The following is a 25,643-nucleotide window of genomic DNA, read 5'->3' on the forward strand; positions in this document are numbered from 1 at the left end:
CCCCCTCTTACGATAGAAGATGGTCTTCCTGTTGGGTCGGTCTCCTGTAGCATTCCGAAATCTACAGCAATGATGTTGCGCTCTTTCCCCGCAACTTTGAATTTTGCTTTAAAGGACATAAAAATATATTTTAAGGTTTAATATTCAATAATTCCAATATGGAAAATATATCCTTTTGTCTGTTATAATTTGTTATAAATATATTTTGTTTTAAAAATAACCAACTAGGGAATATATTCTAATCTTTAAAATAGTTCTTACAAATCACTATTGTGTAGAAATATTTATGGGATAAATGTAAAAATATTTTTTTACCCCACAAACGTTTGTAGCCCTAACTCATCAAACCAACACTCAGAAAATCAATTTATTATAAAAAACATTTTTAAAACATAAAACCAAATGAAAAACAAAATTTCAACATAAATAAAAAATAATAATTATTATTAACATTAATAAAACACTATGATTTAATTATTCGCAAAATGAAAATTTCGCAATTTATTTGCGTTTGTAGATAAAAATCTACAAAACATCTATAAAAACTGATGATTTTATGTTGAATTTGTTCCTGATTTGAGCTGAGTTGTTTATTTTTTCGAAAAAAGCTCCGATTGAAACCCCAATCGGAGTCCGTTTTTAATCTTTCTTACAGAATTCAGTAAGATAATGCTTAACCGTGTTCCAAGAGCTCCCTTTGTCACGATTGTGGTTTTTCATCATTTCGTACAATGCTTTTTCAAACCTTGTTCTGTCATAAAGTTCCTTACTCGATTGTTGTTCCAGCTCCTTTGCTTCCTGCTCGAAATGTTCTACTTTCCAAATGATTGCCGTTTCCAAATGTGCAATCCTGTCGATGAGTTCCTGATGTTCAAGATTCGGGAAAACCGGAGTTCCGACTTTCCTGGAAACGATACCAAGGATTTTACTTTCTTTAGGGGCAAACGGATTGTTAATCAATTGGGATGCTTCCTGATCATTGTCTGCATTGACCGTTCGAATTCGTACTTTACGAAATGAAATTTTGTGTTACTCATAACTTTTCTTTTTTTAGGTTAGAGCAGTACTATATCTACAAATCGAAAAAAAGCAAGGGAATTTTTGCACTTCGTCTTTTATTGAAGAACTATTTTCAAAGAATGGTTTTTATGGGTATATTTGTTTACAACCATCACATTATGAACGAAAAAAAGCATTAGAAAAACTACAGCTGATCGCCAATCAATCTGAAGATAGTCTTAAAAGATTTTTAACGAAAGAAATTCTGACGTATGACAATCCATTGGATTTCTTTTCAAAGGTGAAAAATTTCGGAATCGAAACGCTGTATCGTTATGAGGATTTGGAGGAGGAAGAAATTCAGTAAATCCTGAGAGATTATTCTAAAGAAATCGATCAGATGCAGTTGGATAATTCAGATAAACCGCTTTCAGATACAGAGAGGAGTTGGCGTATTTTGGAAAAAACAGCTAAAGACATTAGTGAAGATTTGGACTTGGAACGGTAAATCTTGCTGTAATTTCAATAATTTATATACGAAATTTTAGAAGATTTTCCGTCTATTTTTTCCTACCTCGAATTGTTTTATATCTCCCGTTTTAACCCATATATTTTGCTGACCTTGTGTATCGCATTGATATATTTGCTTTGCATAATAAGTATATCAATGAAGGTTTCAACTTCCTTTTGTGATAAGAATTGGTGTGTTAGTGTACCCCCTTGTGCCATCAATAGGAACTTATTACCTCACTTCGGTGAGAAAACATAATGCAGACCTGTGGTTTCGTTGGTTCGAAGTCATTGTTTTTTTATAATAAAAAATTCCGCCAAACCGAACCATAAACAATAACTGCCTTATCTCGTAATTGCTTTTTTTCCGCATTCCCACAGGATCTGTAAATAGATATTCCGTTTGCGACAAGATGCACTCTAAGTTTTCCTTGTCATTTCTTTCACGGTTCATCTTTTTCTCTACATCCTCTTTCAAGGTTTCAAGAGTAGCCCATTCTATTTCGAGTTTCTTAATGAGATTCTCATTGGATACGGATAGAATCTTATGTTCAATTTTATCCATTTTGGCTTTGATAGATAAGAGCTGTCACTGCATCTGCGGAATGTTGTTAGCTTCTCTTTTTTCCTTTTCAGCCCGTTCTTTCAGGATATATGATTTGAATGTATCAAATACTTCCTTCGGCAGTTTCATTTTTTCAATATACTGCTCGAATTCACTTTCCATTACTTCTTTGCGGATGTTGATCCTACCCTCACAATATCCATTTCCACAGGTATAGTAGTAATACACTCCACCGTTTCCTCTACTGGCATAACATCCGACTTTCCTTTTGCAACCTTCACAGGTAATCATACCTTTGAGCGGATGAAGTTCTAAGTTTTTATCTAAATTGGGAGAATTGGCTCTTGTTTTTTTACGGGTTTCCTTTTCCATTATCTTTTCTACAGTATCCAATGAAATCAATGCCTGCTGATTTCATAGAATAGGTGTGTCAATACCTCGTTCAGGATAGTAAATAAATCCGGCATAAAAATATAGTTTATAGTCTATGAATGTCTTTTCTATATAAGAGATATACAAATTGTCTTTACTTTGGTTGGTTTGAAGTCATTTTTCCACCCGAAATTTATGCAGTTGTGATTTGCTGAATAACGGATTATAGGCATAGAGTTCCAGTCCTTCTTTTATGATGGGTCATTTTACGGTATCTATGTCATCAACGTAGTCTCAATTTCCCGATCTGTTTCTAATATATCCTAATGGCGGATAGGTGAAAGGTCGCCTTCCTTTTTTTAGACTATTGAGTCTTCCGTTCATGGTTCTTCTTAAGATTTTTCTACGCTCCAGTCAGGCAATGGCATATTGAATCGTCTGAAGGAATTTTCATTCATCGGTTTCTGTATCTCTTTTGTTGTTCACCGTAATAATTTTAACTCAAAGACACTCAATGTTTTGTTCTAAAGTAAAGGCTTCCGCAATATCGTCTGGTCTTGCAATACGGTCGGCATCGGTCACAACAAAGTAGTGAATTTTGGTAAACTTCTTATTTTCTTTTTCCAAATATCTGATGGCTTCGTTCATCGCTTTACGGTCCATGAGTTTACCACTCACTCATTCTTCTCTGAAAACCTTTACGACCTCAATTTCAAGTCAGGGTTGTTTTTCGCACCGTTCCCTGCAAGCTGTTTCCTGCGATTCTAATCCGTTTCAGTGGGTAACCTGTCCTTCGCTGGATACTCTTACATAAATAACAGCATTAAGTCTGTTGGTTCAAAATCTTTCCTCATCGGTCTTTGGCATTACAAAATAGCCTGAGCAATTGTTTTTTTTTTATTTTTTTTGTTTTGGTCATCTTCTGAAAGCATAATAAAATAAAGTGGTTCGGAAGAATTGCACCTATTTTTTATTGCAAAATCAACAGTAAAAAGAGAGAAATTTATTCGCTCCCTTTTTCAAAGTCTCTGATGATTATTTTAGCCATAAGTTTAAAGGAATTAATCATCAGTTTTACTGTTTCCTCAGGAATAATCTCATCAAATTCCTTTCACAGAATCTTCCTGACTTTTTTCACCTCTTCTTCCATATTCATTTTACTTTTGTTTTAGATGATAAATTGGTTGTCACTTGATAGTTTTCGTTTGATAGTTTTTTGCATTTAATTTTTAATCTTGTTTTTTCTCTTTTTTCTTATTTCTCTTGTCATATTTCTTGATTCTAACTACTTGGTGCTAACCAGAGAACCATTGACGTTTAATTTCTTCGGCTATTCCTACCGTCATAAGTGGTGGCACATTCATTCAACAGACATAACGAACATCCACTCCGCAAAAATCAAAATCTGTAGGAAAACTGCTCATACGAATATATTCCAGATTATTAAGGTTGCGGACTTCATCATAATAGGCTGTTGTTCCTCACGATGTGAGTGTGGGTGCAACAATATCATCGTACAAAATATACGTGCTGAAAAACGCATTATACGTTAAGAGTTTCCTGTATTTGGCATCGGCAAATTTCATATTCTGGTCGCCTTTTTCTACATAAGGCCGTCTTTTGACAATAGAGCTTCGAAGAGGTTTATGGGTGTTGGAATTTCTATCCACAATTTCTCAATCTACAAATTTGCCTTTTCCTATCTACCACCAGAACAAGAACGTGATATTTTCTGTATTCTCGATGAATTCGACACTATGGGAGCTATTGGTGATTATTCTACCTTTATTTCCAATGCTCGTAAGTTTAAAATTCCACAACAAATTATTCTGCAATCCGAAGCATTGTTAAGTAAGTATGGTGAGAATTCTAAAAATATTCTTAACAACTGTAACGTAAAATGCTACTACGGAGGACTTGGAGATGAGGCTGCAAATCTTGAAAAAATACTCGGAAATTACGAATATGTAGAAAGCGGATATACGAAGCAAAGACCATTAATGACCAGTTCCGAAATCCGAGAGATGTCTAATGAATTATTGACTCTGCCTTCAGGACAGAAGCCCCTAAAAGTTCATGTTACAACAGTTTACAAACAACCTGAACTCGTCAGAAAATTAAATCTACGTTCACAAAATCCTCAGTATGTAGAAAACTTTACCGTCAGCTATATCGATTTGACACCTTACCGATAATACGACTACAAAATGCAAAGCGAACAACATGAAGTAAAAATAATCCTGCTGGATTATCTGACATCGGATACAAATCAGGATTTTAAGAGAAGATTACGGCTTGAATATTCTGAAAAGCAGTGCGAAATATTAATGGAAAAATTGGACTCATTCTCCTCGCACTGCAATAAGAGTTCATTACTGCTTTCCTTCCCTTACATCTGGGATAAAATAAAAACAGAAGCTATATCCATGACAAAGGATGAGGTAGCACATCTTCTGTGGAGTAAAGGGTACCAAAAATTAGGCGTTTCAAAAAAACAGTTAGGAGAAATCTGCTTCAGCTGGTTTGTATTTGAAAAAAAATTTTTGGAATTCAAAAAAGAAAAATTGTTGGAAACATCAAAAGATAAGCACCAAAATATTGATGCAGAACACGAACGATAATTTTTAATAACCTAAATACAATCACAATGAAACTAATTACAAAAGAACTGGAAAAACGATTTGCTGAGGTTGGTGATCAGTCACAAAGCTCAAATCCTTTAATTATTGCTAAGTTTTTTGCTCCTTCACATTCTGCGACTTGGTATGCCACAGAACTAGATGTTGAGAATCAAATCTGCTTTGGATATGTTACAGGATTAGCATTTGATGAATGGGGATCATTTTCCATTCAGGAACTTGAAAGTCTACAACTTCCTTTTGGACTACACGTTGAACGCGACCGATTTTTCAAAGAAATCCGCTTCAAAGAACTCATCAAAGAACACGAACAGAGTAATAATCTGGAACATTAATCTAAACTAAAACAATATGGGAACACGAAATCTTACAATGGTTATTCAAAACAATGAAACCAAAATTTCACAGTATGGACAATGGGATGGCTTTCCCGAAGGTCAGGGTCTTACTATTCTCTATTTTTTGCAGGAGAAAGAAAATATAGAAAAACTCAAAGAAATAATTCCGAAAATACGCTTCGAGAATGAGCAAGACATTAAAGAAAAATCTGAATTCTCAAAATCTATCGGTGCCAAAGAAGGCTGGGTAAATATGGATCAGACTGAGCTGTATGACAAGAAATATCCTCTGGATTCACGAAATATTGGTGGAGCGATTCTGGAAAAACTGCTGGAGTATCAAAAAGAGGATGAAATCGTACTCGTAGATGCTGAAGGTTTTGCAGCGGACAGCTTATTCTGTGAATGGGCCTACATTGTAGACTTGGACAATAACACACTGGAAGTCTACAGAGGGTTTAATGAATCCCGGCTCACCTCCAAAGACCGGTTTTACAATCTGCACAAAGTACATCAAAGGCTCTATCCCATTAAAATTCTAAAAACGTTTTCTCTCGAAAAACTTCCTGATGCTGAAAAGTTCGTTTCCGAATGCTATAAGGAATTGGAAAAAAATAAAAGAGTTTCCAAAAATAAAGATATTGAACAGGAATTGTAAAAATATTATGCAGCCCGAGCCGTGGACATATACAACTTTGCACGATTACCTGGATGATCTTTTCAGAAACAAAAAACCTGATACAGAAGAGATTATTCAGGCAAAGAAATCGTACTGGCGGAGTTATAACAAACGGCTCAAACAATTGCAAAGAAAAAAGCATAAAGAAGTCACGATTGCTCTTAACAAAGACAAAATGCAGTTGCTAAGTAGAAAATTAGAATATCAACAATCGGTAAGCGATTATATCAAAAAATTGGTAGTGGTTCATCTTGATAATAATCTGGCTACGCTTAATCCGCAGAATAATCAGAAAAAAGACCTTACCCAAATAGAACAGCAGCTTTTTACTCTCATTGATTACCTCGAAAGTCTAATCTACCAAAGACGTTTTGTCGACAAAGGTCAAATTATAAAACTCGAATTATATATTCAGCAACTACAACATCTACTGGAAAAAATGTAGCAATATATCTGTAGTTTAAAACCTAATTTCTAAAATCTAGCCTCTAATATCTAAGAAAATGATTATCAAAAGTAAATCCTATAAAACCACCCGAAGTTTTACAACGGTTCTTAATTATATCTTTCGGGAAACTGAGAGAAACAACGGATTTGAACTCTCCAAATTCATCAAAGGTAAAAACCTTTCTGTAGAAGAATTAAGCAGTCAATTCCTGTCCAATGAAGCATTTAGAATCGTCAAACGCAAAAATTCCGTAGTGCTGTATATGGATATACTCTCATTTCACCCAAGAGATGCAGAGCGACTCACCAACGACAAACTGCATCAGATTACACTCAAATATCTTTCACTTCGTGCTCCAAAATCCATTGCTGTAGCTACGATTCACAGAAATGAGAAAGACCATACGCATATACACATTATTTTTAGTGGTATTGAGTATAAGACTGGAAATTCCATCCGAATGTCCAAAGAAGATTTTCAAAATAAAGTGAAGTTGGAGATGGAAAAATATCAGCAGAAAACATTTCCCGAATTGATGTTATCTAAGATTAAGCACGAAAAATCATTTATTCCCAAGAAGGAACAGAAAAAGGATTCCGAAATAATAATGGAGGTCCAAGGAGAAATTCCGGAAAAACAGAAAATCCTAAAAGTGATTGAAGAAGTTTTTACAACTGCAACCTCAGAAAAAGATTTTTATCAAAAATTAGAATCAAAAAATATAAAACTCTATTCCCGAAACGGGAAAATTGTAGGTATCGAAGGCAACCGAAAATTTAGGTTTTCACGCCTCGGATACACTACCGAATTGTTACAGTCATTGGAGCAAAATCCAACCCAAAACCAGCGTCTGGAATGGCTTCAAAATATCAGAGAAAAAAGCCAGGAAAAAGAACGAAAAGGGTAAAATAACAACTCCCAAAATCAGACGGAAAATTGACAATAAACCCGAAGGGGGCTTGGGGGAATTCCCCCAACAGGAGGGCAATATGAGGGGAAGCAACGAAGTGCTGACCGTCATATTGCAATCCTGCAGTCCGTAGCCGGACAGGCAGTTTTTTTTAACTATTTCTGCCATACTCGTGTTCCCTTTTTCAAAGAGCTAAAGTTCTCTTAAAATTTGAAAAAGTACTTTTTAATGAACCATTTAAGTGTTAAGTTTCATGAAATATACACCCCGAAATAAAGCCCGAAATGAAGCGAAAAAACAACCCGTTTTTTCAGAGAAAATGATGCGGGAAATTCGGATAAAATTGAAACAGTTGGCGGAAATTGAGTTTCTTCTTTACAAACAAAATTCAGCTTCCAAAAAATAAAAAATGAACTGATGAAAAATGTTGTTATCTACACCAGAGTTTCCACGGACGAGCAGGCCGAAAAAGGATTTTCGCTCCGACTGCAAAAAGAACAGTTGGAGAATTATTGTCATCAAAAAGGGTATAGAATTCTACAACATTTTCAGGACGATTATTCTGCCAAAAATTTTTCATCTCGCCCTGAGTTTCAGAAATTGTTACGGTACGTTCAATCCAATCAAAAGAAAGTAGACGCTCTTCTATTTACCAAGTGGGATCGGTTCTCAAGAAATATTGAGGCGAGTTATACCATGATTCGAAGATTTCGTGAAATGAATATTGAAGTAAATAGTATTGATCAGCCTCTCGATCTTACTCAACCAGACTCTAAAGTAATGCTTGCTGTATATTTGGTAATCCCAGAGGTGGAAAATGACAAGATAAGTATTCGGGTGACAGAGGGTATGCGTAAATTAATGAAGGAAGGGTGTTTTCCTGCTACTGCCCCAAGAGGTTATCAAAATACTAGAAATACTGAAGGAAAATCGACACTTACTCCTGATCCAATTCTAGCACCACTTATAGAAAATGCTTTTAGAGATTATGCTCAAGGTATTTATTCTGCTGAGGAAGTCCGACAAAAATACTACAAAAAAGGACTGAAAATTTCTAGAAATGGTTTTCTGGCACTCCTAAAGAATCCTACTTATATGGGAAAAATTCAATTGAAACCTTATAAAAAAGAGGAAGCTATGCTTGTGGAGGGGCTTCATCCTGCTTTAGTAGATTCAGAAACTTTTGAACGTGTTCAATTGATACTTAAAGGAAAATACAAACCTCAATTTCGTACGTTAACTGAAATTGATGAAGCCCTACCCCTTCGTGGATTTCTTATGTGTCCTGTTTGTGGAAAAACTTTAACAGGTTCGGGAAGCAAAGGACGAGGTGGTATCAATACTTTTTTCTATTATCATTGTACCCGATATTGTTCAACAAGATTCAAAGCACGAGAAGTAAATGCTTTATTTGAAGAGTTATTATCTGAAATGAGCATCGAAGAGGAGCAAAAATCGGTGTACAAATCCATTCTTGCCGAAAGGTTTTCTGAAAGGCAGGAAGACAAAAAAACCGTTTTGGGTTCTCTTCACCGGGAGAAGGATAATCTCTACAAACGTCTCGAAATGGCGGAAGATTCTTTTTTTGAACAAAAAATTGATGCTTCTGCTTTTAATTCCATGAAGCAGCGAATTGACAACCGTCTTGCTGAAATCAAAATGGAACTGCAAGAAGCTCAACATAAAGAACGCTTCTTTGAAAAACATCTGAATGAAGGCATTGGTTTTCTGAGAGGCGTTGATACTGTTTATAAGTCCGGTTCTGCCGAGATTAAAAAGAAGATTATTCAGACTTTATTCTGCGAAAAGCTAATTTTTCACGGACATTATTTTTCTACCCCCAATCTTGAAGATACTATTGAAATGATTCTTTTTAGGGAAAGAAAGTTGAGGTTTTTGAGGGTAGTAAATGTGTCGAAAGTTGAAGGAATTTTTGTCGAATAAAAAATTATATTCTCATCATCAATATATTTTTCATTACAAAAATATAATCCAAATATTGCTCTTTTTTGAAATTATAAGATGCCATCAAATTTTTTTTAATAAAACATTTCCAAGATAAAGTAATGAAGTATGAAAACCCTAATATAAATGCAATAAACCTCAGAAGAATATTAAAGTTGCTTTCAGAATATTCTGATTTATTGAATAAACCTACAAACACCCCTATAATTAATAGAATATAATTTTTTCCAAAAAATTCGGTAACCTTTTCAAAATCACTAAAAATATCTTTATCAAGAATTTTTACCTGTTCTTCGGAAATTTCAATTCTTTTCTGAATAATATTTGAATCAATATTTTCATATTCTTGATATAAATATTTAATTCTTGAATTTTTAAGTTCTTCTGTTTTCCACTCATAAAAATTTTTAGAAACAGGAAGACCATTACCTTTTAATTCATTTCTTGCTTTTACAACTCGCTCTCTGTATATGTACAAAAACATTGCTAAACAACTTAAAGAAGCCAATGTTATTCCAAATATTTTGAACGTATCAAAGAGGGGCATCAATATACCTGCAATCATAAAGATTAAAGGGATAAAAAGGCATTTATCTCTTTTTTGGCTTTGAGAAGAATATGTATTTTTCAAATACAATTTTTCTAATGTAAAATTTTGTATAAAGTTTTTAAACTCTTCATCAAATGTGTTCATCGAAAAAAAATTAATGTTTTACTTCATTTCCTATCCAAACTCCAAATCGCTTGAAAAATTCGTACTTAACCAACCATTCAGAAGTCCATTGTAAAGACCTAAAAAGAGGTACATGTCCAAAATGGTCTTTTGGATAATATAGGCATAAAGATGTATTATGATACATGTGAATTTTAGGATGAAATTCAATTTTTGGATTTATTATTTTAATGTTTTCAAATCTAATTCCCTCCAAGAAAGGAGAGAATTTTACTTGAATTTCATATGAATTTTCACATCCTACGGGTTGCAATTTTCCCTTACCAATTAGATAATAATTTTCTTTGTGTTTGATTATTTTTAATCTTAACCATTTAAAATAATTTTCTGCCAAAACTTTTTCAATACACAGAAATGTATAAGGCATTTTTAACACAGATTTTAATCTAAATATCTCCAAAGTCTCTATGGCGTTCATTTTGAATACCTCTTTCAGTGTTTATATTTCCATATCTATCAGTTAAAGCATTCCCGCCTAAAATAATGCCACTTGTTTTGATGAGTTTATCATCAGAGATTTTACTAAAAAGTCGGGTTTGTTTTATCAACACATCTTTATAAATGGATTCTTTTGCACCAAATAACAAATCATAGGTGTCTGCACTTTTTGATAAATCCTGTTTTAGGGTCTGCCAATGTTTATAAAAATCTGTAATGAATTTTTTGAAATACTCATATAATATAGGTTCTGTATCCCATTTTTCAGAAAAATCCTCTTCCGGCATAATTGGATTTAAAACTTTTATTCTTTTTTGCCCATTCAGGTTTAGAATGATTTTATTTAGAATATTATCTATTGTTTCATAAATAGTATCTTCCCCAGAATATAATTGAGCTGCTAAAGTTGTCAAAATTATACTTGATGTTCTATACTCGGACATATTTTCAAAATAAATATCTCTTTGTCGTTTTATTAACTGTACCGCCCTTTGCAAAGGCTTTTTTGTGTAAAAACTTTCATTTGGTAAATCTTCGGTTTCTGCCTTTAGCATTATGCCTTCTGAAAATGCTTTTCTAAAATATCCCTCCAATATAGGAGCTACAACAGAATTTGCTCTTTCCAAAAACCATTCTGAATAATCTTTGGGATTTGTAGGAGTCCAATTAGAAAGTTTTTTATCAGGAACATGGAGTTTGTTTGGGTTAATAATTGTAATAATACATCCTGGCAAAATATCCATGTGGAAATTTCCGGCATAATTTAATCTCGCACATCTATTTTTCTGTTCAAGCATTCGAGAATAGTTTTCATTCTCTTTGAGTCTCCGTATTAATTCATTATAAATTTGTTGGGGAGTAAAGCTTGAATAAAGATGATTGAGGTGCAAAACTATGTCAAGGTCAAAATCATCATCGTTTAATGGTTTAACGGTAGTATATATTCTCACAGAGCCATGTGCATATATATCAATGTTTTTACCTTTAAAAAATCCTTCGTCTTTGTCGAGCCAATCACTTACAGCTCTGTAAGACTGTTCCATTTTCTCCCTTCTTGTTGGGTCTAATTCTAATTTTTGAGCAACTCTTGCAAGTATATCTTCTCGCTGTAATTGAAAATCGTCATAAAAATTTTTCATCTCTTTTTTATTTGTAATCTAATATTCGTTTTCCGTGTTTTCCAATTTTTGTATGTGAATCGTTGAAACACTCTTTTCTTATTTCGTCTGCTGTAACAAAGCCATATTTGTTGGTAAACTTGCTTTCATTATATAGGTTTCTGATTTCCTGCTCTTGTTCACTTGAAAGATTAACCTTAAAAATATCATATAAAATTGTGTGATATTTTTCATCGTTGAATCTATTTTCTTTTTCCATCATTTTGTCTTCAGTTCTCAAATAATCAACATCAATATGTTTAAATTTTTCGCCATTTAATATTCGTGTTTCGATTAATTCCTCTTGAAATTCTCGCCAAACGCCAAACTCTCTGTTTTTTCCCGATTTAAACCATTTAATAATATCAGGAATATATTTTGCCTTTGTGAAAAATCTTAAATCTTTTGGATTATCCCTATCTGCTTTTATTTCAGCTTCCCAATCAGTTTTTATATTTTTATCATTAAACACCCTATAAACACCACCAACAGGTTGATACTGATTAACTTTGCTTCCTTTTACCAATAAATATTTTTCTTCGCCATCAAGTTTTATCTGCAATAAGTAGCTTAATGAAACATAAACTTTACTATTAGGATAAAGAATTTTACACTTAATGGCTTCCCAACCATAAGTGCTGAATAATTGCCAAAATCCCCCTATACTAAATGTAATTCCTCCCCAAGCAAATGTAGAAGCGAAATCTTTGATAAAATCATTCGGATTTTCAAGAATAATATATCTGAAAATCAAAAAAACCAAACTAACTATTAAAACACCTGTGTATAATATTATATTATTTCTCGTACTCATCCTACTTTTCCTTTGTTATTCCTTTATATTTTCCACCTGTTATTTTAACATCAATGAATTGCCCTGTTCCCTTATCTCTTTTTACATAAAGATTTGTTTTAGTGTTTAATACTTGTGTTCTGTTTTTTACTGCTCCAATACGTCTGTTGTCGCCTGAAATTCCATTTTTTGCCATAATATTTTTACTTTTGTTTTACAAAGATATAAAAAATCTAAATATATCAAGAATAAATCTTGATTCAAATTTGATATTTTTAATTTTATTCTTGTTCGGCATGTGTTTTTTACTTATTTTTACGGAAATATTTCATTTATTATGGATACTTTAGGTACAACATTAAAGGAGTCAAGAAAGTCATTGGGATTTACTTTAATTGACGTTCAAAGTGAAACAGGAATTTCTAATGCTTATTTAAGTCAATTAGAAAATGATAAAATTAAAAGCCCTTCTGTAAACATTTTATCGAAATTATCTTCTATGTATAGGGTTTCATTAAAAGACTTATTGGCAAAAGCAAATTTGATTGATAGAGAAAAGGCGAAAGAGGAAGAAGTAAATTTCAGTTTTGCGCAACAAGTTGCCTTTAGGTCGGAGGATTTAACCGTAGAAGAAAGAGACCATGTTTTAAAATACTTGGAATTTCTTAAAACTCAAAAGAAAACATGATTGATGAAGTTACAAAGAAGGATATTGAAAAAATATCTTATGAATTGTTGAAAAGCAGTAAATCTTTGGACATATTTCCTACACCTGTTGATTCAATTCTCAATTATTCAGATTTTGTTGCAGATAACAAAATAGACTTACTAAATATTGAACATTCTTTTTTCGAGAAGTTTAAAGATAGTTCTATAAAGATACTACAATCCGGTATTTCTAAAGTTAAAGGAATGTTTGATAGGAGAGAAAAAACAATCTACATTGATATAGGTTTAGATAAAAATTTAGGAAAGAAGAATTTTGTTCAGCTCCATGAAATTGGGCATGGTGTTTTAGGGTGGCAAAATGAAATGATGTTGTGCTTGGATAATGATGATACACTATCCCCTGAAATTGAAGAGCAATTTGAACAAGAAGCAAATTATTTTGCTTCAATAACCCTCTTTCAACATGATAGATTTATTCAAGAGGCAGAAAAATTAAAATTGGGATTGTCTTCTGTCATGGCTTTAAGCAAGAAATTTGGGGCTTCTGTTCATGCTACATTAAGGAATTATGTTTTGAAGTCAAAAAACAAATGTGCGTTACTTGTTTTAAATCATCCTATAAATGAAAACGGACATACTAATATACTAACCACACGAGATTTGTTTTACTCCCCTTTGTTTTTACAAGAACTTGGAGAGCTTAATCTCCCTGAAAAATTTGGGTTTAAATGGGCTTTTGTTCAGGATTATAAATTCAAAAAAAGGTTTAATGATAATGGGAGCATATCTTTAGTTACATTAAACGGAGAAGAATTAAAAGCAAATTATCATTTTTTTAACAGCACATATAATTCTTTTGTTTTTATTTTTCCAAAAGGAGAAAAGAACAAGGCTAAAACTAAAGTCATTCTATCATAAACAATTTTAAATTTTTGTTTCTTTATTTTTGAGTAATCTAACATGAGTTCGACTTTGCGAAGTTTTTAAAAGAGAGCTTTGAAATTTTCTGCAAAGGCAACATTTGGTCGCTTCTCATAATATTCAATGCAGTCGAGCTCACGTTGATTCTGAAACGATCTTAGAAGTTTGCACATCAACAGTCGGTTTCACTTATATACAATTTGATTTGAATAATAAAATAATTATTTTCAATACAAACATTATTACACTTTTCAAATTAAAATTCATTATTATCCCCTTTGAATCCAGAAATTAGTCTTAAAATAAGTGGAAAAAACTACAGTCGAATCTATCATTTGAATATCAATACATTGTAAAAAACCAAAGCGGTTCGAGAATTGCCCCAAAAATTCCATAATTTAATTATGAACTTCTCGAACCCGTTTGTAAGCGGATACATCTTTGATTATCAAATAGTTAAAAACAACAAAGTCGCCGAAATGGCGACTTTGTCAGTTGGGTGGTCCCACCTGGGCTCGAACCAGGGACCACCTGATTATGAGTCAGGTGCTCTAACCAACTGAGCTATAGGACCTCAAAATTTGGTTGAATTTTGTGACTGCAAAAATAGCAAAATTTCTTTCACTACAAAACTTTTTATGATTTTTCTTGACAAAGTTCTACCAACACTCCATTAGTAGATTTAGGATGTAAGAACACAACTAATTTATTATCAGCACCTTCTTTCGGTTCTTCAGAAATAAATTGAAATCCTTCTTTTTTTAATCTTTTTACTTCTTCAATAATATTTTCTACTCCAAATGCTAAATGATGAATACCCTCTCCCTTTTTATCAATAAATTTTGAAATCGGACTTTCTTCTTTATTTGCTTCTAGAAGTTCAATTTTACTCTCTCCTGTTGAATAAAACGAAGTAACAACCCCCTCTCTTTCCACAATTTCTTTTTTATAAGATTCTTTTCCCAACAGTTTTGCAAAAAGTTCGTCCGAAACACCTAAAGATTTTACCGCAATACCAATATGTTCTAATTTCATAAATATTTAAAATAAATTAAGTCGTAAATTTGATACATACAACAATTTTCAAAGTATCAATTCAAACAAAAGTACTAAATTTGCACAACTTATGGAAAGTAACAGACAAAGAAAAGTAGCACAAATTATACAGGAAGATTTTGCAGAACTATTCCGCAAACAAGCATCGGAAAGCAACAAAAGTATTCTAGTAACCGTTTCTGATGTAAAAGTAACAGCGGATTTAGGCATTGCTAAAATTTACTTAAGCATATTTCCACAGGAATTTAGAGCTGCAATCATGAAAGAAATTGAAGAAAACAAATCTCAATACAGAAATTTCATTGGTCAGAAAATGGCAAAACAAGTTCGTGTAATTCCTAATCTTAACTTTTATCTAGACACAACTCTTGATGATGTTGAAAAACTAGAAAGAGAGCTGAGAGGAGAAGGTGACAATCCTGTTTTATAAAAATTTTGAAGAACATTGCATTTTATATAGCATCCAGATACCTTTTAGCAAAAAAAGGGAGCACTGCCGTTACGTTTATTACGTGGTTGGCTGTTGGCGCTATGACTGTAGCAGTAGCTGCAATGTTTGTAATTATTTCCGTTTTTTCGGGGCTTGAAGATTTAAACAAAGACTTAATTTCAAATCTTCATGCTGATTTAACAATCAAAAGCACTTCAGGAAAGACAATTAAAGATTTAGAAAAAATTTCTTCTATTTTAAAAAACAATAAAGAAATAAATAACTTTTCAAGAGTTATAGAAGAAAAAATTTATATCAATTATAACGGCAAAGGCGATATTGCTTTCTTGAGAGGGGTTGACTCTGCCTATACGAAAGTTAATCCTATTGATAAAAATGTTTTCTATGGAACCTATCCTAACTTCACCTATTCAAATGAAGTCTTGATGGAAAATTCTTTAGACAACAGATTATCAATTCCTGTAGCATCTTCAAGTGACTACGCAACTGTTTTCATGCCTAAACCCGGAACAGGAATTATCAACAAAGAAGAAGACATTTACAACAAAAAAGATATTCTTGTTACTGGAGTTTTTCCTGGAAATGACCAATTAGATAATTACATTATCTCCCCTATCGAATTAGCTGAGGAATTACTTAATCTTCCCAAAAAATCAGCTTATCAAATTGTTATTAAATTAAAAAATCCTGAAAATACAGATTCTGTAAAAGAAAGTTTACTTTCTTCTCTAGGTAAAAACATAGAAATTAAAACTAAAGAAGAAGAAAATGCTGCTTTCTGGAAAATGATTAATACCGAAAAACTATTTATTTATTTGATTTTCGCTTTGGTGATTTTCATTACCACGTTTAATTTGGCGGGTGCAATTATCATCCTGCAACTCGATAAAAAAGAACAGGCAAAATCATTAATTTCATTAGGTTTCCCTTTAAACCACTTAAGAAGAACCTATTTTTACACAGGTGTACTCATTGTAATTTCAGGAATAATCACAGGACTTATCTTAGGAACAGCACTGTGTTACTTCCAGCTTTATACAGAATTCTTTAGAGCAAACGAAGCACTACCTTTCCCGGTAAAAATTATTGGGAAAAATTATTTTATCGTAGTATTTACCGCATCAATATTTGGTTTCACAATTTCTTGGTTCTTTTCAAAAATCAGTAAAGAGTATATTATTAAAAATTAATATACTATTTTTTCATTTTTTTGGTAACTTTACCGCCCAATTTTATAAAATGAAACGAACTTTACTTCCTTTTTTATTGATATTTACATTTATCAATGTATTTTCACAAGCTCCTGCAAACTATTATAATGGCACCGCAGGTTTGAGTGGAGCAGCTTTAAAAACAAAGCTAAGCCAAATTATTACGGCAGGTCATATAGATAATGGCTATAATGGTTTATGGACAGCATACAGCACAACTGACCGTGATAAAACATATGAAAACGACAATACTATTTTAGACATCTATTCTGAAAATCCCAATGGTCAAGATCCATATACTTTCAATTTTGGCACCAACCAATGTGGCAACTATAGCAATGAAGGTGACTGTTACAATAGAGAGCATATCGTACCTCAAAGCTTATTCAACGACGCTACACCAATGAAATCTGACGTACACTTTGTGAGAGCTACAGATGGAAAAGTGAACAATTATAGAGACAGTTATCCTTTCGGACTAGTTGCAAATGCATCTTACACATCACAAAACGGTTCAAAATTAGGAACTTCAGCTTCTTTAGGGTATACAGGAACAGTTTTTGAGCCTATTAATGAATTTAAAGGAGATATTGCACGTATGATTTTCTACTTTGTTACAAGGTATGAAAGCAAACTTTCAACTTTTACTTCAGGAGATATGTTAGGAGGATCTGCATTCCCAGGGTTACAGACGTGGGAACTAAACCAACTTTTAGCTTGGCACAATCAAGATCCTGTTTCTCAGGCTGAAGTATTAAGAAACAATGCTTCTTATACTTTCCAAGGAAATAGAAATCCATTTATTGACAATCCTTCTTTTGTTGATTTAATTTGGGGTTCTCAAACTGTAGACACAGAGGCTCCAACTGCAGCTACAAACTTAATTGCTAATAACCCTACTTCAAATTCAATTGCTTTAAGTTGGACTGCTGCTACAGATAATATTGCTGTAACTTCTTACGAAATTTACGCTAATGGTATTTTAAAAGCTACAGTTTCAGGAACTTCAACTACAGTTACTGGATTAGCACCACTTACTCAATATACATTTTATGTAATTGCTAAAGATGCTGCAGGAAATTCATCCCCTCAAAGTAACAATGCAGTAGAGACAACACTTGATGGACCTGTAGGAGGAAGTTGTGGCACTGAAAATTTTTCAAGTATTCCTACATCACCTACTACTCCTGCTTATGACACAAGAACATGGTCTAATAACAATATAACATGGACTGCAACAGACGCTAGAATTGATCAAACAATCAATGGTAAAGCAATTAATATCCGAAATGGAAATCTTACAAGTTCTACTATTTCCGGAGGAATTGGTAGTTTAACAGTTACTACAAAACTACCATTTTCCGATACTGCTGGAAATTTGATTTTACAAATCAATGGAAATAATGTTGATACTATTCCTTTTAATACTTCAGTTACAACTACTACTATTAGCAATATAAATATCCCTAATAATATTGTTATTAAAATTGTAAATTCAGAAACAGGGAAAAGAATTTCTATTGATGATCTAAGTTGGACTTGCTACACCACTCCATTATCAACCTCAGAAACAAACAAAGAAAAATCAATTTTCACAATATATCCTAACCCTGTAAAAAACAACGAATTATTTGTAAAAGGTGAAAACCTGAACAAAATTTCAAAAGCTCAGATTTATGACCTATCAGGGAAACTTATTGAAACAATTGAAAGTCCTTTCAAAACATCAAATAAAATCAATCTAAAAGGTTTAGCGAAAGGCAATTATATCTTGAAAACAGATAACTCATCTACTAAATTCATCGTAGAATAAAATTTTACAAATATTTTATATTAAAGAAGACCGAATATGTTCGGTCTTTTTTTTAATTTTGATATATGGTTTCCAATAAAAAATTAGGCTTAATCGGAAGAAACATTTCTTATTCTTTTTCGAAAAAATTCTTTGAAAACAAATTTCAAAAATTAATGTTGAAAGATTACTCTTACAACATTTTTGATTTAAGCGAAATTCAGGAAGTTGAAAACCTATTTTCTTCTCCTGAACTTTTAGGCTTTAATGTTACAATTCCTTATAAAGAGAAAATCATTGATTATTTGGATGAATTAAGTGATGAAGCTGAAAAAATAGGTGCTGTAAACTGTGTTTTAATTCAAAATGGAAAGAAAACAGGATACAATACAGATGCTTTCGGTTTTGAAAAAACGTTACTCCTTCATAAAAAACCACAACAAGATTCTGCTCTGATTTTAGGAAACGGAGGAGCTGCAAAAGCTGTAAAATATGTTTTAGACAAACATGGAATTGCCTCAAAAACCATTTCAAGAAATTCTGAAATTAATTTTGAAAATCTAGACCAACAAACTGTTAAAAATCATAAAATCATTATTCAATGTACCCCTGTTGGGACTTTTCCGAATATTGAAGATTGCATAAACTTTCCTTTCGAAGGCCTTTCAAAAGAGCATTTAGCAATAGATTTGATTTACAACCCGAATTATACAAAATTTATTATCAACGCTTCGGAAAAAGGTGCGAAAACTGTAAATGGTTATTATATGCTTGAACAACAAGCAGAAAAAGCCTGGGAAATTTGGAATTTTCAAAAAAAATAACATAAATTAGTGCTTTATTTAGCTTTTTTAGCTATTAATTAATGCCACTCACATAAACGATTTGCTATGACTACAGAAAACAATCTTTCTGAAAACGAAGAAAAGAAAATTTCTAACGAAGTATCTCAAGAAGAAATATCTGATAACAATGTATCTCAACATGAAGCCTCTCAAGATGATGACACAGAGCAACATGATGAGCATATTGACACTGATATTACATTGACTGATGCTCTGAAAGAAATGGAAAAAATCATCAACACTCCAAATGCTGGTGAAAATTTCAAAAAATTCAATCAACTAAAAGAAAAAGCAAGTCATTACATTCATGATGAAGTAGAGGATAAAAAGCATGAATATGTTGAAGGAGGAAATGCTCCTGAAAATTTCAGCTACGAACATCCTTCTCAGGCAAAATTCTCTGCTTTAGTAAACATTTTTAAGGAAAAGCATGATGCTTACCAAAAATCTCAGGAAGAAGAGCAAAAGAAAAATCTTGAGCATCGCCAGAACATTATTGAAAGACTAAAAAATCTTTATACCAACTCCGAACCGGGAACTAACCTTTTCAAATCTATTCGTGAAATAAAAGAAGACTGGTCAACTGCAGGACAGGTTGCAAAATCTGAGTTTAAAATTCTTAATAATAATTACTTCCACCATTTGAATCAGTTTTATCAAATGTTGGATTTAAATAAAGAGTTCTTAGAGCAAGAATACAATCATAATCTTGAAAAAAGACAACACATTATTGCCCGTGCAAAAGAACTTGAAAATGAACCTGTAATTCAGAAGGCACTGAACGAATTACAATACCTTCACAAACTTTGGAAGGAGGAAGCTGAACCTGTTGCAGAAGAGTTTCGTGAAAAAACATGGGAAGAATTCAAAGAAATTTCTAATAAAATCCATGAAAGAAAAGCTGAGCTATCTGTAGCAATTGAAGCCGAGCAAAATGCAAATCTTGAAAAGAAAAATCAGATTATTGCTGAAATCAAGAAACTTTCTGAACCAGCTGAAAATCCTAACCACAATTATTGGCAAAATGCAATAAAAAAAGTTGAGGATTTACGCTCTGAGTTTTTAAAAACAGGAAGTGTACCTAGAAAACTTTCCAATCAAAACTGGAATGAATTCAAAACTACATTGAGAGGCTTCAATACAACAAAAAACACTTATTACAAATCATTAAAAGGTTCTCAGCAAACCAACTTGGAGGAAAAACTAAAACTCATCCAAACGGCAAAAGACAACCAAAACAATGAAGAATGGGATATTGCTGTTCCGTTGTTCAAAAAACTTCAGGAAGACTGGAAGAAAATTGGACATGTTCCAAAAAGCATGACCAATAAAATTTGGGATGAATTCCGTGATGCTTGTAATGCTTTCTTCAACAATTTCAGAGAGAAAAGTAATACTTCAACAGATAACTGGAAAGAAAATTATAAAAACAAAAAGGCTCTTCTTGAAGAACTTAAAACAGTTACTAATGAAGAAGGAAGTATTGAAAAAATTGAAGCTATAAAAACAGCTTGGAATAATATTGGAAAAGTTCCTAGAGATAAAATTTCAATCAACTCAGAATTTAATAAAGCTTTAAGAGAAAAATTGAAACTAAACAAAATCAACGAGTTAGAACTTAAAGAAGATGGATTGTCTGAAAATCAGTTAACTGATAAAGCACGAAAAATTAAAAGTCAGATTTCAGAATTAGAGTCTGAAATTGTAAAACTGGAAAACAATTTATCATTCTTCAAAAATCCGTCAAGAGACAATATTTTATTGAAAGATACCTTTGATTCAATTGATGAAAAGAAAACTCATCTAGAAACATTGAAACAAAATCTTCACAATATTATTGCCGGAGAATAAATAATAAAAAATCTAAAAAAGGCGGAGCAAAGAAATTTGTCTTCGCCTTTTTCATTCAATATGGAAGACGAATTCTACATAAAAAGATGCATTGAAATTGCTCAAAAAGCCTTAGGAAAAACCTACCCCAATCCTTTGGTGGGAAGTGTAATTGTTCATAATGGTAAAATAATTGGTGAAGGATACCATCATAGAGCAGGGGAAAATCATGCAGAAATAAATGCCATTAATTCGGTCAAAGATAAAAGTCTGATTCCCGAATCTACAATTTACGTTTCACTTGAACCTTGCGCTCATTACGGGAAAACACCTCCTTGTTCATTAAAAATTAAAGAATTAGGTTTCAAAAAAGTGGTAATCGGAGCAATGGACTCTCATGATAAAGTAAATGGAAAAGGAAAAAAAATAATTCAAGATTCAGGAATTGAAGTCATTTCCGAAATTTTGGAAAAAGAATGCATTGAATTGAATAAAAGGTTTTTCACTTATCACGAAAAGAAACGACCTTATATCATATTAAAATGGGCAGAATCTGAAGATGGATTTTTAGATAAAAATTTCAAGCCCTACTCTATTTCCAATTCTTTGGTTAACCAATACGTTCATCAATTACGAGCTGACGAACACGCTATTTTAGTAGGAACACAAACTACATTGAATGATAACCCTAGCTTAACTGTAAGAAATATCAAAGGAAATAATCCTGTAAGAATTTTGATTGATTTTGATTTAAAAGTTCCAAACAATTTCAATATTTACAACTCTGAAGCTAAAATTTTAGTTTTTAATTCTATAAAAGAAAGTTCTGAAGAAAATATTCATTTCATTAAAATCACAAAAGATAATTTCTTAGAAAACTTGATGAATGCTTTATATAAAGAGCAAATACAATCGGTAATTATCGAAGGTGGAGGTTTTACTTTACAGCAATTCATTAATGCTAATCTTTGGGACGAGGCAATTGTCATCAAAAATGAAAACCTGAAACTAGAAAACGGGACAAAAGCCCCTAAATTTGAATATAAAGTTGACAAAACTAAACATTTTAGAGATAATAATATTTCATTATTCAAGTTAAAAAATTCATAATTCTCAAATATTATCACATACATTTGAAATAATTTACTAATTTAGGAATACAATTAAACAACCAAACATCAAAATCATTATGAAAAATCTAAAAAAAATTTCAAGAGAAAGATTAAAAAAAGTTTCTGGAGGAATTAGACCTCAATGTTGTACTTTTTATCCACCAGAATTACAAATACAATGTTGCCCAAATCCTTCAAGCATGAGTTGTCCTCCACCTTGGGTTGAGGGGAGCTTTCCTTTAGCATGTTAATTTTTAAGAAATATTTAATTTACAAGAGCGGCAACGCTCTTTTTGTTTTATATAAAATGTAATTTTGCAACATCTTAAACTGTAGGAGACGCATGTTAGAGTATAAAACCATAGAAAAACCAATAGAAAATATTTTACTCAAAGAAAAAGGAAGTAAATTTATAGGATTTGCTTATCCTGTAAATAATGAAGACGAATTAAAAGATGCTTTAGAGAAAATAAAAGCAGAACACCCGAAAGCAACCCATCATTGCTATGCATTCAGAATAGGATTAAATGGAGAGAATTATCGTGCTAATGATGATGGAGAACCTTCAGGAAGTGCAGGATTACCAATTTACAACCAACTTCTAGCCAATGAAATCACCAATGTTTTGGTAATTGTAGTTCGATATTATGGAGGTACTAAACTGGGAGTTTCCGGCTTGGTGAAAACTTATAAAGAGTCTGCAAAAATAACTTTAGACGAAGCTAATATTATTACAAAAGAACTTGAAACTGAAATTGAAATTCAATTCAACTTTAATCAGCAAAACACTATTTTTACTCTGCTTTCAAAATTTGATGCAAAAGTTTTAAATTTTGACGCAAATGAAAACTGCATCCTTTCTGCATCGTTAAAATTGGCACAAAAAGAAAACATCTCAGACAAATTGTCCGAGATGCAATATGTTTCATATAAATTTATAGATTAATCTCTTCTTCCTCCCATCAACAAAGATGCCCAATAAAGAAGTTGTGCAAGAGAACCAATAGCTGCAACTACATAAGTTCTAGCTGCCCATTTTAAACTATCTTGCACCCCTACAAACTCTTCAGAAGTCACAATTCCTGTATCTTTTAACCATTTCATAGCTCTGTTACTCGCATCATATTCTACAGGAAGAGTTACAAAGGCAAAAATAGTCGTAAACGCAAACATTATAACCCCAATTGCTAGAACCAACGTATTTCCGTTCGGATTTTCAATTGTTCTTGTAGCTGCCATTATACCAATACCTGCAATCAATACAAATTGCATTAAATTAGAACTGATATTTACAATAGGGACTAATTTAGAGCGTAATTGCAACATCGAATACCCTACAGCATGTTGTACCGCATGTCCGCATTCGTGCGCTGCTACCGCCGCTGCTGCTGCATTTCTCTGCATATAAACTCCTTCTGAAAGATTTACGGTTTTATTTACCGGATTATAATGATCTGTCAATTGTCCAGGAACCGAAATTACCTGAACATCAGTAATTCCATTATCTCTTAACATCTTTTCAGCCACCTCTTTACCCGAAAGTCCGTTTCGAAGGTGTACTTTAGAATAGTATTCAAACTTAGATTTCAATCTTGAGGAAACCAACCAGCTTACCAACATTGAAATTCCAATAATAATGTAATAACCCGTCATCTCTAATAAAATTTAATATATTTCGTGGTTATTAATGTAAAAACTATGCCAAAGTATTACATTAATATTATTTATATTTGCTCAATAATTACCTTTGTAAAGCTATGTCAAAAGTTACAATTTCAGAAGTAAAAACACACAATGACTTAAAGAAATTTGTAAAATTTCCGATGGATTTATACAAGAACAATCCCTATTATGTTCCATCATTTATCAATGATGAAATTAACATCTGGAATCCTAAAGAAAATCCTGCACTACAATACTCTGAAGCAAAACAGTTTCTAGCTTACAAAAATGATAAAATCGTTGGGCGAATCGCTGTAATAATTAATCATAAAGAAGAAAAAGAGCTAGGCATCAGAAAAGTTCGATTTGGATGGATTGATTTTATTGATGACGAACAAGTCTCTCTAGCATTAATTCAAACTGCAATTGATTATGCTAAAGAAAAAAACATTGACAAAATCGAAGGACCAATGGGTTTTACAAACCTCGACAAAGCAGGAATGCTGACATTAGGTTTTGACAAACTGGCAACAATGATTGGTATTTACAACTATGAGTATTACCCAAAACATATCGAAAAATTAGGACTGACAAAGGAAAAAGAATGGGTTGAATTTGAACTTATCTTCCCTGAAGTTCTACCTGAGAAAATACATAAATTCAATGAACTCATTTCTCAAAAATACCACCTTAAAGTTTTAAGCTTTAAGTCTAAAGAAGAAATTTTAAAGTACGTAGACCCCATGTTTGATCTATTGGATGAAACCTACAAACACCTTTCCACCTACACTCCTATTTCTGATGAGCAAAGAAAAACGTACAAAGAGAAATATTTTCCACTTATCGACAAAGATTATATAGTCTGTGTTGCTGACGCTTCTAATCAACTGGTTGCATTTGCTATCACAATGCCTTCTTATTCAAAAGCTTTACAAAAATCAAAAGGAAAATTACTTCCATTTGGTTGGTGGCATTTTTTAAAAGCAGGAAAGAAAAATGATCGAGCTAATTTTTATTTAATAGGAATCCATCCTGAATACCAGCGACGTGGCGTTACTTCTATTATTTTTAAAGAAATCTGGAAACTTTTCAGAAAGAAAGGAGTAAAATACCTGGAAACCAATCCAGAATTAGAAGAAAATAAAAGTGTTCAGCTTTTGTGGCAGGATTATAACCCTATCAACCACAAAAGAAGAAGAACATATTCTTTAGACCTAAATAACTATTAAAAGTTTTCAAATTCAATCGTTTTATTTTAGAATCAGTAATTCATTTAGTAAGTTTGTATTATGAAGCCACAACTCGTAATTTTTGGTATTTTAGTCATCGGATATATCATTTACAACCTTTTCTTTCAAATTCAGGATGATAAAATCAACACCATATTCAACATAATCTATGCAAGTGTTATTTTTGCTTACATTTCATTCATGGCATATTCTCTTTTGAAAAAAATGAAGAAATAACCGTTATTTTTATTGATTCTAAATTATCAATTTTATCAATTTTCATCCTACTTTTAAGCTGATAAATTTCATGCTTTCTTGT

30 protein-coding genes and 1 tRNA gene are annotated in these 25,643 nt (G+C 32.3%); 19 read left to right on the forward strand and 12 right to left on the reverse strand.

The features are described from left to right. The 4 genes from tssD to OH806_RS15295 form a co-directional block, all read right to left on the reverse strand. A partial coding sequence (tssD, locus tag OH806_RS15280; RefSeq protein ID WP_264744412.1) for a type VI secretion system tube protein TssD occupies nt 1-119 on the reverse strand: 119 nt, incomplete at its 3' end. 520 nt (nt 120-639) lie between these two features. After that, on the reverse strand, nt 640-960 hold the full coding sequence (locus tag OH806_RS15285) for a hypothetical protein (protein ID WP_264744550.1): 321 nt from the start codon (nt 958-960) through the stop codon (nt 640-642). Between the two features lie 1,138 nt (nt 961-2,098). Continuing rightward, a complete protein-coding gene (locus OH806_RS15290) occupies nt 2,099-2,446 on the reverse strand; it encodes a recombinase zinc ribbon domain-containing protein (protein WP_264744551.1) in 348 nt (115 codons plus the stop codon). A gap of 501 nt (nt 2,447-2,947) precedes the next feature. Further along, on the reverse strand, nt 2,948-3,109 hold the full coding sequence (locus OH806_RS15295; RefSeq protein ID WP_264744552.1) for a hypothetical protein: 162 nt from the start codon (nt 3,107-3,109) through the stop codon (nt 2,948-2,950). Nucleotides 3,110-4,092: 983 nt separating this feature from the next. Here OH806_RS15295 and OH806_RS15300 point away from each other — a divergent pair. The 7 genes from OH806_RS15300 to OH806_RS15330 all read left to right on the forward strand — a co-directional run bounded on the left by OH806_RS15300 (nt 4,093) and on the right by OH806_RS15330 (nt 9,404). Further along, entirely contained in the window at nt 4,093-4,641 is a 549-nt protein-coding gene (locus OH806_RS15300; RefSeq protein ID WP_264744553.1) for a TraG/TraD/VirD4 family protein, read from the forward strand. A gap of 12 nt (nt 4,642-4,653) precedes the next feature. Then, complete coding sequence (locus OH806_RS15305) at nt 4,654-5,067, forward strand: hypothetical protein (protein ID WP_264744554.1); 414 nt, start codon at nt 4,654-4,656, stop codon at nt 5,065-5,067. A 26-nt stretch (nt 5,068-5,093) separates the two neighbouring features. Continuing rightward, nucleotides 5,094-5,420: a DUF2958 domain-containing protein gene (locus OH806_RS15310; protein WP_264744555.1), complete on the forward strand. Its 327-nt coding sequence runs from the start codon at nt 5,094-5,096 to the stop codon at nt 5,418-5,420. 16 nt (nt 5,421-5,436) lie between these two features. Then, the gene (locus OH806_RS15315) at nt 5,437-6,081 is read left to right on the forward strand and encodes a hypothetical protein (protein ID WP_264744556.1); all 645 of its coding nucleotides are present in this window, start codon (nt 5,437-5,439) and stop codon (nt 6,079-6,081) included. 7 nt (nt 6,082-6,088) lie between these two features. After that, complete coding sequence (locus OH806_RS15320; RefSeq protein WP_264744557.1) at nt 6,089-6,547, forward strand: hypothetical protein; 459 nt, start codon at nt 6,089-6,091, stop codon at nt 6,545-6,547. Nucleotides 6,548-6,605: 58 nt separating this feature from the next. Beyond that, nucleotides 6,606-7,457 (forward strand): relaxase/mobilization nuclease domain-containing protein, encoded by an 852-nt coding sequence (locus OH806_RS15325; protein ID WP_264744558.1) that lies wholly within the window; start codon nt 6,606-6,608, stop codon nt 7,455-7,457. 420 nt (nt 7,458-7,877) lie between these two features. Continuing rightward, nucleotides 7,878-9,404, forward strand: a complete 1,527-nt coding sequence (locus tag OH806_RS15330) for a recombinase family protein (protein ID WP_264744559.1) — start codon at nt 7,878-7,880, stop codon at nt 9,402-9,404. Between the two features lie 4 nt (nt 9,405-9,408). On the opposite strand, the gene OH806_RS15335 is transcribed toward OH806_RS15330, so the two are convergent. From OH806_RS15335 to OH806_RS15355, 5 genes are read right to left on the reverse strand one after another with little or no spacing between them, the layout of a single operon-like run. Next, entirely contained in the window at nt 9,409-10,119 is a 711-nt protein-coding gene (locus tag OH806_RS15335) for a hypothetical protein (RefSeq protein WP_264744560.1), read from the reverse strand. 10 nt (nt 10,120-10,129) lie between these two features. Further along, the gene (locus OH806_RS15340; protein WP_264744561.1) at nt 10,130-10,576 is read right to left on the reverse strand and encodes a hypothetical protein; all 447 of its coding nucleotides are present in this window, start codon (nt 10,574-10,576) and stop codon (nt 10,130-10,132) included. After that, complete coding sequence (locus OH806_RS15345) at nt 10,545-11,735, reverse strand: nucleotidyltransferase domain-containing protein (RefSeq protein WP_264744562.1); 1,191 nt, start codon at nt 11,733-11,735, stop codon at nt 10,545-10,547. The genes OH806_RS15340 and OH806_RS15345 overlap by 32 nt, the downstream gene beginning before the upstream one ends. A 7-nt stretch (nt 11,736-11,742) precedes the next feature. Beyond that, the gene (locus OH806_RS15350; protein WP_264744563.1) at nt 11,743-12,567 is read right to left on the reverse strand and encodes an SMODS-associated NUDIX domain-containing protein; all 825 of its coding nucleotides are present in this window, start codon (nt 12,565-12,567) and stop codon (nt 11,743-11,745) included. Between the two features lies 1 nt (nt 12,568). Next, nucleotides 12,569-12,742 (reverse strand): hypothetical protein, encoded by a 174-nt coding sequence (locus tag OH806_RS15355; RefSeq protein ID WP_264744564.1) that lies wholly within the window; start codon nt 12,740-12,742, stop codon nt 12,569-12,571. 141 nt (nt 12,743-12,883) lie between these two features. Between OH806_RS15355 and OH806_RS15360 the strand changes: the two genes are divergently transcribed. Together OH806_RS15360 and OH806_RS15365 are read left to right on the forward strand one after the other, a co-directional pair. Then, nucleotides 12,884-13,234: a helix-turn-helix domain-containing protein gene (locus OH806_RS15360; RefSeq protein ID WP_264744565.1), complete on the forward strand. Its 351-nt coding sequence runs from the start codon at nt 12,884-12,886 to the stop codon at nt 13,232-13,234. Next, the gene (locus OH806_RS15365; protein WP_264744566.1) at nt 13,231-14,133 is read left to right on the forward strand and encodes an ImmA/IrrE family metallo-endopeptidase; all 903 of its coding nucleotides are present in this window, start codon (nt 13,231-13,233) and stop codon (nt 14,131-14,133) included. Before OH806_RS15360 ends, OH806_RS15365 begins: the two co-directional genes overlap by 4 nt. Before the next feature lie 503 nt (nt 14,134-14,636). On the opposite strand, the gene OH806_RS15370 is transcribed toward OH806_RS15365, so the two are convergent. Beyond that, a tRNA-Ile gene (locus OH806_RS15370) sits at nt 14,637-14,710 on the reverse strand. Nucleotides 14,711-14,772: 62 nt separating this feature from the next. Further along, nucleotides 14,773-15,171 (reverse strand): methylmalonyl-CoA epimerase, encoded by a 399-nt coding sequence (mce, locus tag OH806_RS15375; protein WP_264744567.1) that lies wholly within the window; start codon nt 15,169-15,171, stop codon nt 14,773-14,775. 91 nt (nt 15,172-15,262) lie between these two features. Here mce and OH806_RS15380 point away from each other — a divergent pair, with 91 nt between their 5' ends. The 8 genes from OH806_RS15380 (at nt 15,263) to OH806_RS15415 (ending at nt 23,379) form a co-directional block, all read left to right on the forward strand. Further along, a complete protein-coding gene (locus OH806_RS15380; RefSeq protein WP_264744568.1) occupies nt 15,263-15,622 on the forward strand; it encodes a ribosome-binding factor A in 360 nt (119 codons plus the stop codon). A gap of 5 nt (nt 15,623-15,627) precedes the next feature. Continuing rightward, the gene (locus OH806_RS15385; protein WP_264744569.1) at nt 15,628-16,833 is read left to right on the forward strand and encodes an ABC transporter permease; all 1,206 of its coding nucleotides are present in this window, start codon (nt 15,628-15,630) and stop codon (nt 16,831-16,833) included. Nucleotides 16,834-16,882: 49 nt separating this feature from the next. Next, entirely contained in the window at nt 16,883-18,667 is a 1,785-nt protein-coding gene (locus OH806_RS15390) for an endonuclease (protein WP_264744570.1), read from the forward strand. A 65-nt stretch (nt 18,668-18,732) separates the two neighbouring features. Next, entirely contained in the window at nt 18,733-19,470 is a 738-nt protein-coding gene (locus OH806_RS15395) for a shikimate dehydrogenase family protein (RefSeq protein ID WP_264744571.1), read from the forward strand. Nucleotides 19,471-19,536: 66 nt separating this feature from the next. Continuing rightward, on the forward strand, nt 19,537-21,342 hold the full coding sequence (locus tag OH806_RS15400; RefSeq protein ID WP_264744572.1) for a DUF349 domain-containing protein: 1,806 nt from the start codon (nt 19,537-19,539) through the stop codon (nt 21,340-21,342). A 60-nt stretch (nt 21,343-21,402) separates the two neighbouring features. After that, nucleotides 21,403-22,431 carry a bifunctional diaminohydroxyphosphoribosylaminopyrimidine deaminase/5-amino-6-(5-phosphoribosylamino)uracil reductase RibD gene (ribD, locus tag OH806_RS15405; RefSeq protein ID WP_264744573.1) on the forward strand — a complete coding sequence of 343 codons (1,029 nt, stop codon included), beginning with the start codon at nt 21,403-21,405 and terminating at the stop codon, nt 22,429-22,431. A 79-nt stretch (nt 22,432-22,510) separates the two neighbouring features. After that, nucleotides 22,511-22,684, forward strand: coding sequence for a bacteriocin-like protein (locus OH806_RS15410; protein WP_264744574.1), 174 nt, complete (start codon nt 22,511-22,513; stop codon nt 22,682-22,684). A gap of 92 nt (nt 22,685-22,776) precedes the next feature. Next, complete coding sequence (locus OH806_RS15415; protein WP_264744575.1) at nt 22,777-23,379, forward strand: IMPACT family protein; 603 nt, start codon at nt 22,777-22,779, stop codon at nt 23,377-23,379. Here the strand turns inward: OH806_RS15415 and OH806_RS15420 are convergent. After that, on the reverse strand, nt 23,376-24,086 hold the full coding sequence (locus OH806_RS15420; RefSeq protein ID WP_264744576.1) for a zinc metallopeptidase: 711 nt from the start codon (nt 24,084-24,086) through the stop codon (nt 23,376-23,378). The two genes, OH806_RS15415 and OH806_RS15420, sit on opposite strands and share 4 nt — an antisense overlap. Nucleotides 24,087-24,190: 104 nt before the next feature. Between OH806_RS15420 and OH806_RS15425 the strand changes: the two genes are divergently transcribed. Both OH806_RS15425 and OH806_RS15430 read left to right on the forward strand, forming a co-directional pair. Next, nucleotides 24,191-25,324: a GNAT family N-acetyltransferase gene (locus OH806_RS15425; RefSeq protein ID WP_264744577.1), complete on the forward strand. Its 1,134-nt coding sequence runs from the start codon at nt 24,191-24,193 to the stop codon at nt 25,322-25,324. A gap of 60 nt (nt 25,325-25,384) precedes the next feature. Beyond that, nucleotides 25,385-25,561, forward strand: a complete 177-nt coding sequence (locus tag OH806_RS15430) for a hypothetical protein (protein WP_264744578.1) — start codon at nt 25,385-25,387, stop codon at nt 25,559-25,561. Nucleotides 25,562-25,643: the final 82 nt, after the last annotated feature.

The organism is Chryseobacterium oryctis, assembly GCF_025971925.1.
GTDB lineage: Bacteria > Bacteroidota > Bacteroidia > Flavobacteriales > Weeksellaceae > Chryseobacterium > Chryseobacterium oryctis.

Coding starts and splice junctions, on each gene's coding strand:
- OH806_RS15290 (WP_264744551.1), bottom strand. CDS start 2,446: ATGGAAAAGGAAACCCGTAAAAAAACAAGAGCCAATTCTCCCAATTTA.
- OH806_RS15295 (WP_264744552.1), bottom strand. CDS start 3,109: ATGGACCGTAAAGCGATGAACGAAGCCATCAGATATTTGGAAAAAGAA.
- OH806_RS15300 (WP_264744553.1), top strand. CDS start 4,093: ATGGGTGTTGGAATTTCTATCCACAATTTCTCAATCTACAAATTTGCC.
- OH806_RS15305 (WP_264744554.1), top strand. CDS start 4,654: ATGCAAAGCGAACAACATGAAGTAAAAATAATCCTGCTGGATTATCTG.
- OH806_RS15310 (WP_264744555.1), top strand. CDS start 5,094: ATGAAACTAATTACAAAAGAACTGGAAAAACGATTTGCTGAGGTTGGT.
- OH806_RS15315 (WP_264744556.1), top strand. CDS start 5,437: ATGGGAACACGAAATCTTACAATGGTTATTCAAAACAATGAAACCAAA.
- OH806_RS15320 (WP_264744557.1), top strand. CDS start 6,089: ATGCAGCCCGAGCCGTGGACATATACAACTTTGCACGATTACCTGGAT.
- OH806_RS15325 (WP_264744558.1), top strand. CDS start 6,606: ATGATTATCAAAAGTAAATCCTATAAAACCACCCGAAGTTTTACAACG.
- OH806_RS15330 (WP_264744559.1), top strand. CDS start 7,878: ATGAAAAATGTTGTTATCTACACCAGAGTTTCCACGGACGAGCAGGCC.
- OH806_RS15335 (WP_264744560.1), bottom strand. CDS start 10,119: ATGAACACATTTGATGAAGAGTTTAAAAACTTTATACAAAATTTTACA.
- OH806_RS15340 (WP_264744561.1), bottom strand. CDS start 10,576: ATGAACGCCATAGAGACTTTGGAGATATTTAGATTAAAATCTGTGTTA.
- OH806_RS15345 (WP_264744562.1), bottom strand. CDS start 11,735: ATGAAAAATTTTTATGACGATTTTCAATTACAGCGAGAAGATATACTT.
- OH806_RS15350 (WP_264744563.1), bottom strand. CDS start 12,567: ATGAGTACGAGAAATAATATAATATTATACACAGGTGTTTTAATAGTT.
- OH806_RS15355 (WP_264744564.1), bottom strand. CDS start 12,742: ATGGCAAAAAATGGAATTTCAGGCGACAACAGACGTATTGGAGCAGTA.
- OH806_RS15360 (WP_264744565.1), top strand. CDS start 12,884: ATGGATACTTTAGGTACAACATTAAAGGAGTCAAGAAAGTCATTGGGA.
- OH806_RS15365 (WP_264744566.1), top strand. CDS start 13,231: ATGATTGATGAAGTTACAAAGAAGGATATTGAAAAAATATCTTATGAA.
- mce (WP_264744567.1), bottom strand. CDS start 15,171: ATGAAATTAGAACATATTGGTATTGCGGTAAAATCTTTAGGTGTTTCG.
- OH806_RS15380 (WP_264744568.1), top strand. CDS start 15,263: ATGGAAAGTAACAGACAAAGAAAAGTAGCACAAATTATACAGGAAGAT.
- OH806_RS15390 (WP_264744570.1), top strand. CDS start 16,883: ATGAAACGAACTTTACTTCCTTTTTTATTGATATTTACATTTATCAAT.
- OH806_RS15395 (WP_264744571.1), top strand. CDS start 18,733: ATGGTTTCCAATAAAAAATTAGGCTTAATCGGAAGAAACATTTCTTAT.
- OH806_RS15400 (WP_264744572.1), top strand. CDS start 19,537: ATGACTACAGAAAACAATCTTTCTGAAAACGAAGAAAAGAAAATTTCT.
- ribD (WP_264744573.1), top strand. CDS start 21,403: ATGGAAGACGAATTCTACATAAAAAGATGCATTGAAATTGCTCAAAAA.
- OH806_RS15410 (WP_264744574.1), top strand. CDS start 22,511: ATGAAAAATCTAAAAAAAATTTCAAGAGAAAGATTAAAAAAAGTTTCT.
- OH806_RS15415 (WP_264744575.1), top strand. CDS start 22,777: ATGTTAGAGTATAAAACCATAGAAAAACCAATAGAAAATATTTTACTC.
- OH806_RS15420 (WP_264744576.1), bottom strand. CDS start 24,086: ATGACGGGTTATTACATTATTATTGGAATTTCAATGTTGGTAAGCTGG.
- OH806_RS15425 (WP_264744577.1), top strand. CDS start 24,191: ATGTCAAAAGTTACAATTTCAGAAGTAAAAACACACAATGACTTAAAG.
- OH806_RS15430 (WP_264744578.1), top strand. CDS start 25,385: ATGAAGCCACAACTCGTAATTTTTGGTATTTTAGTCATCGGATATATC.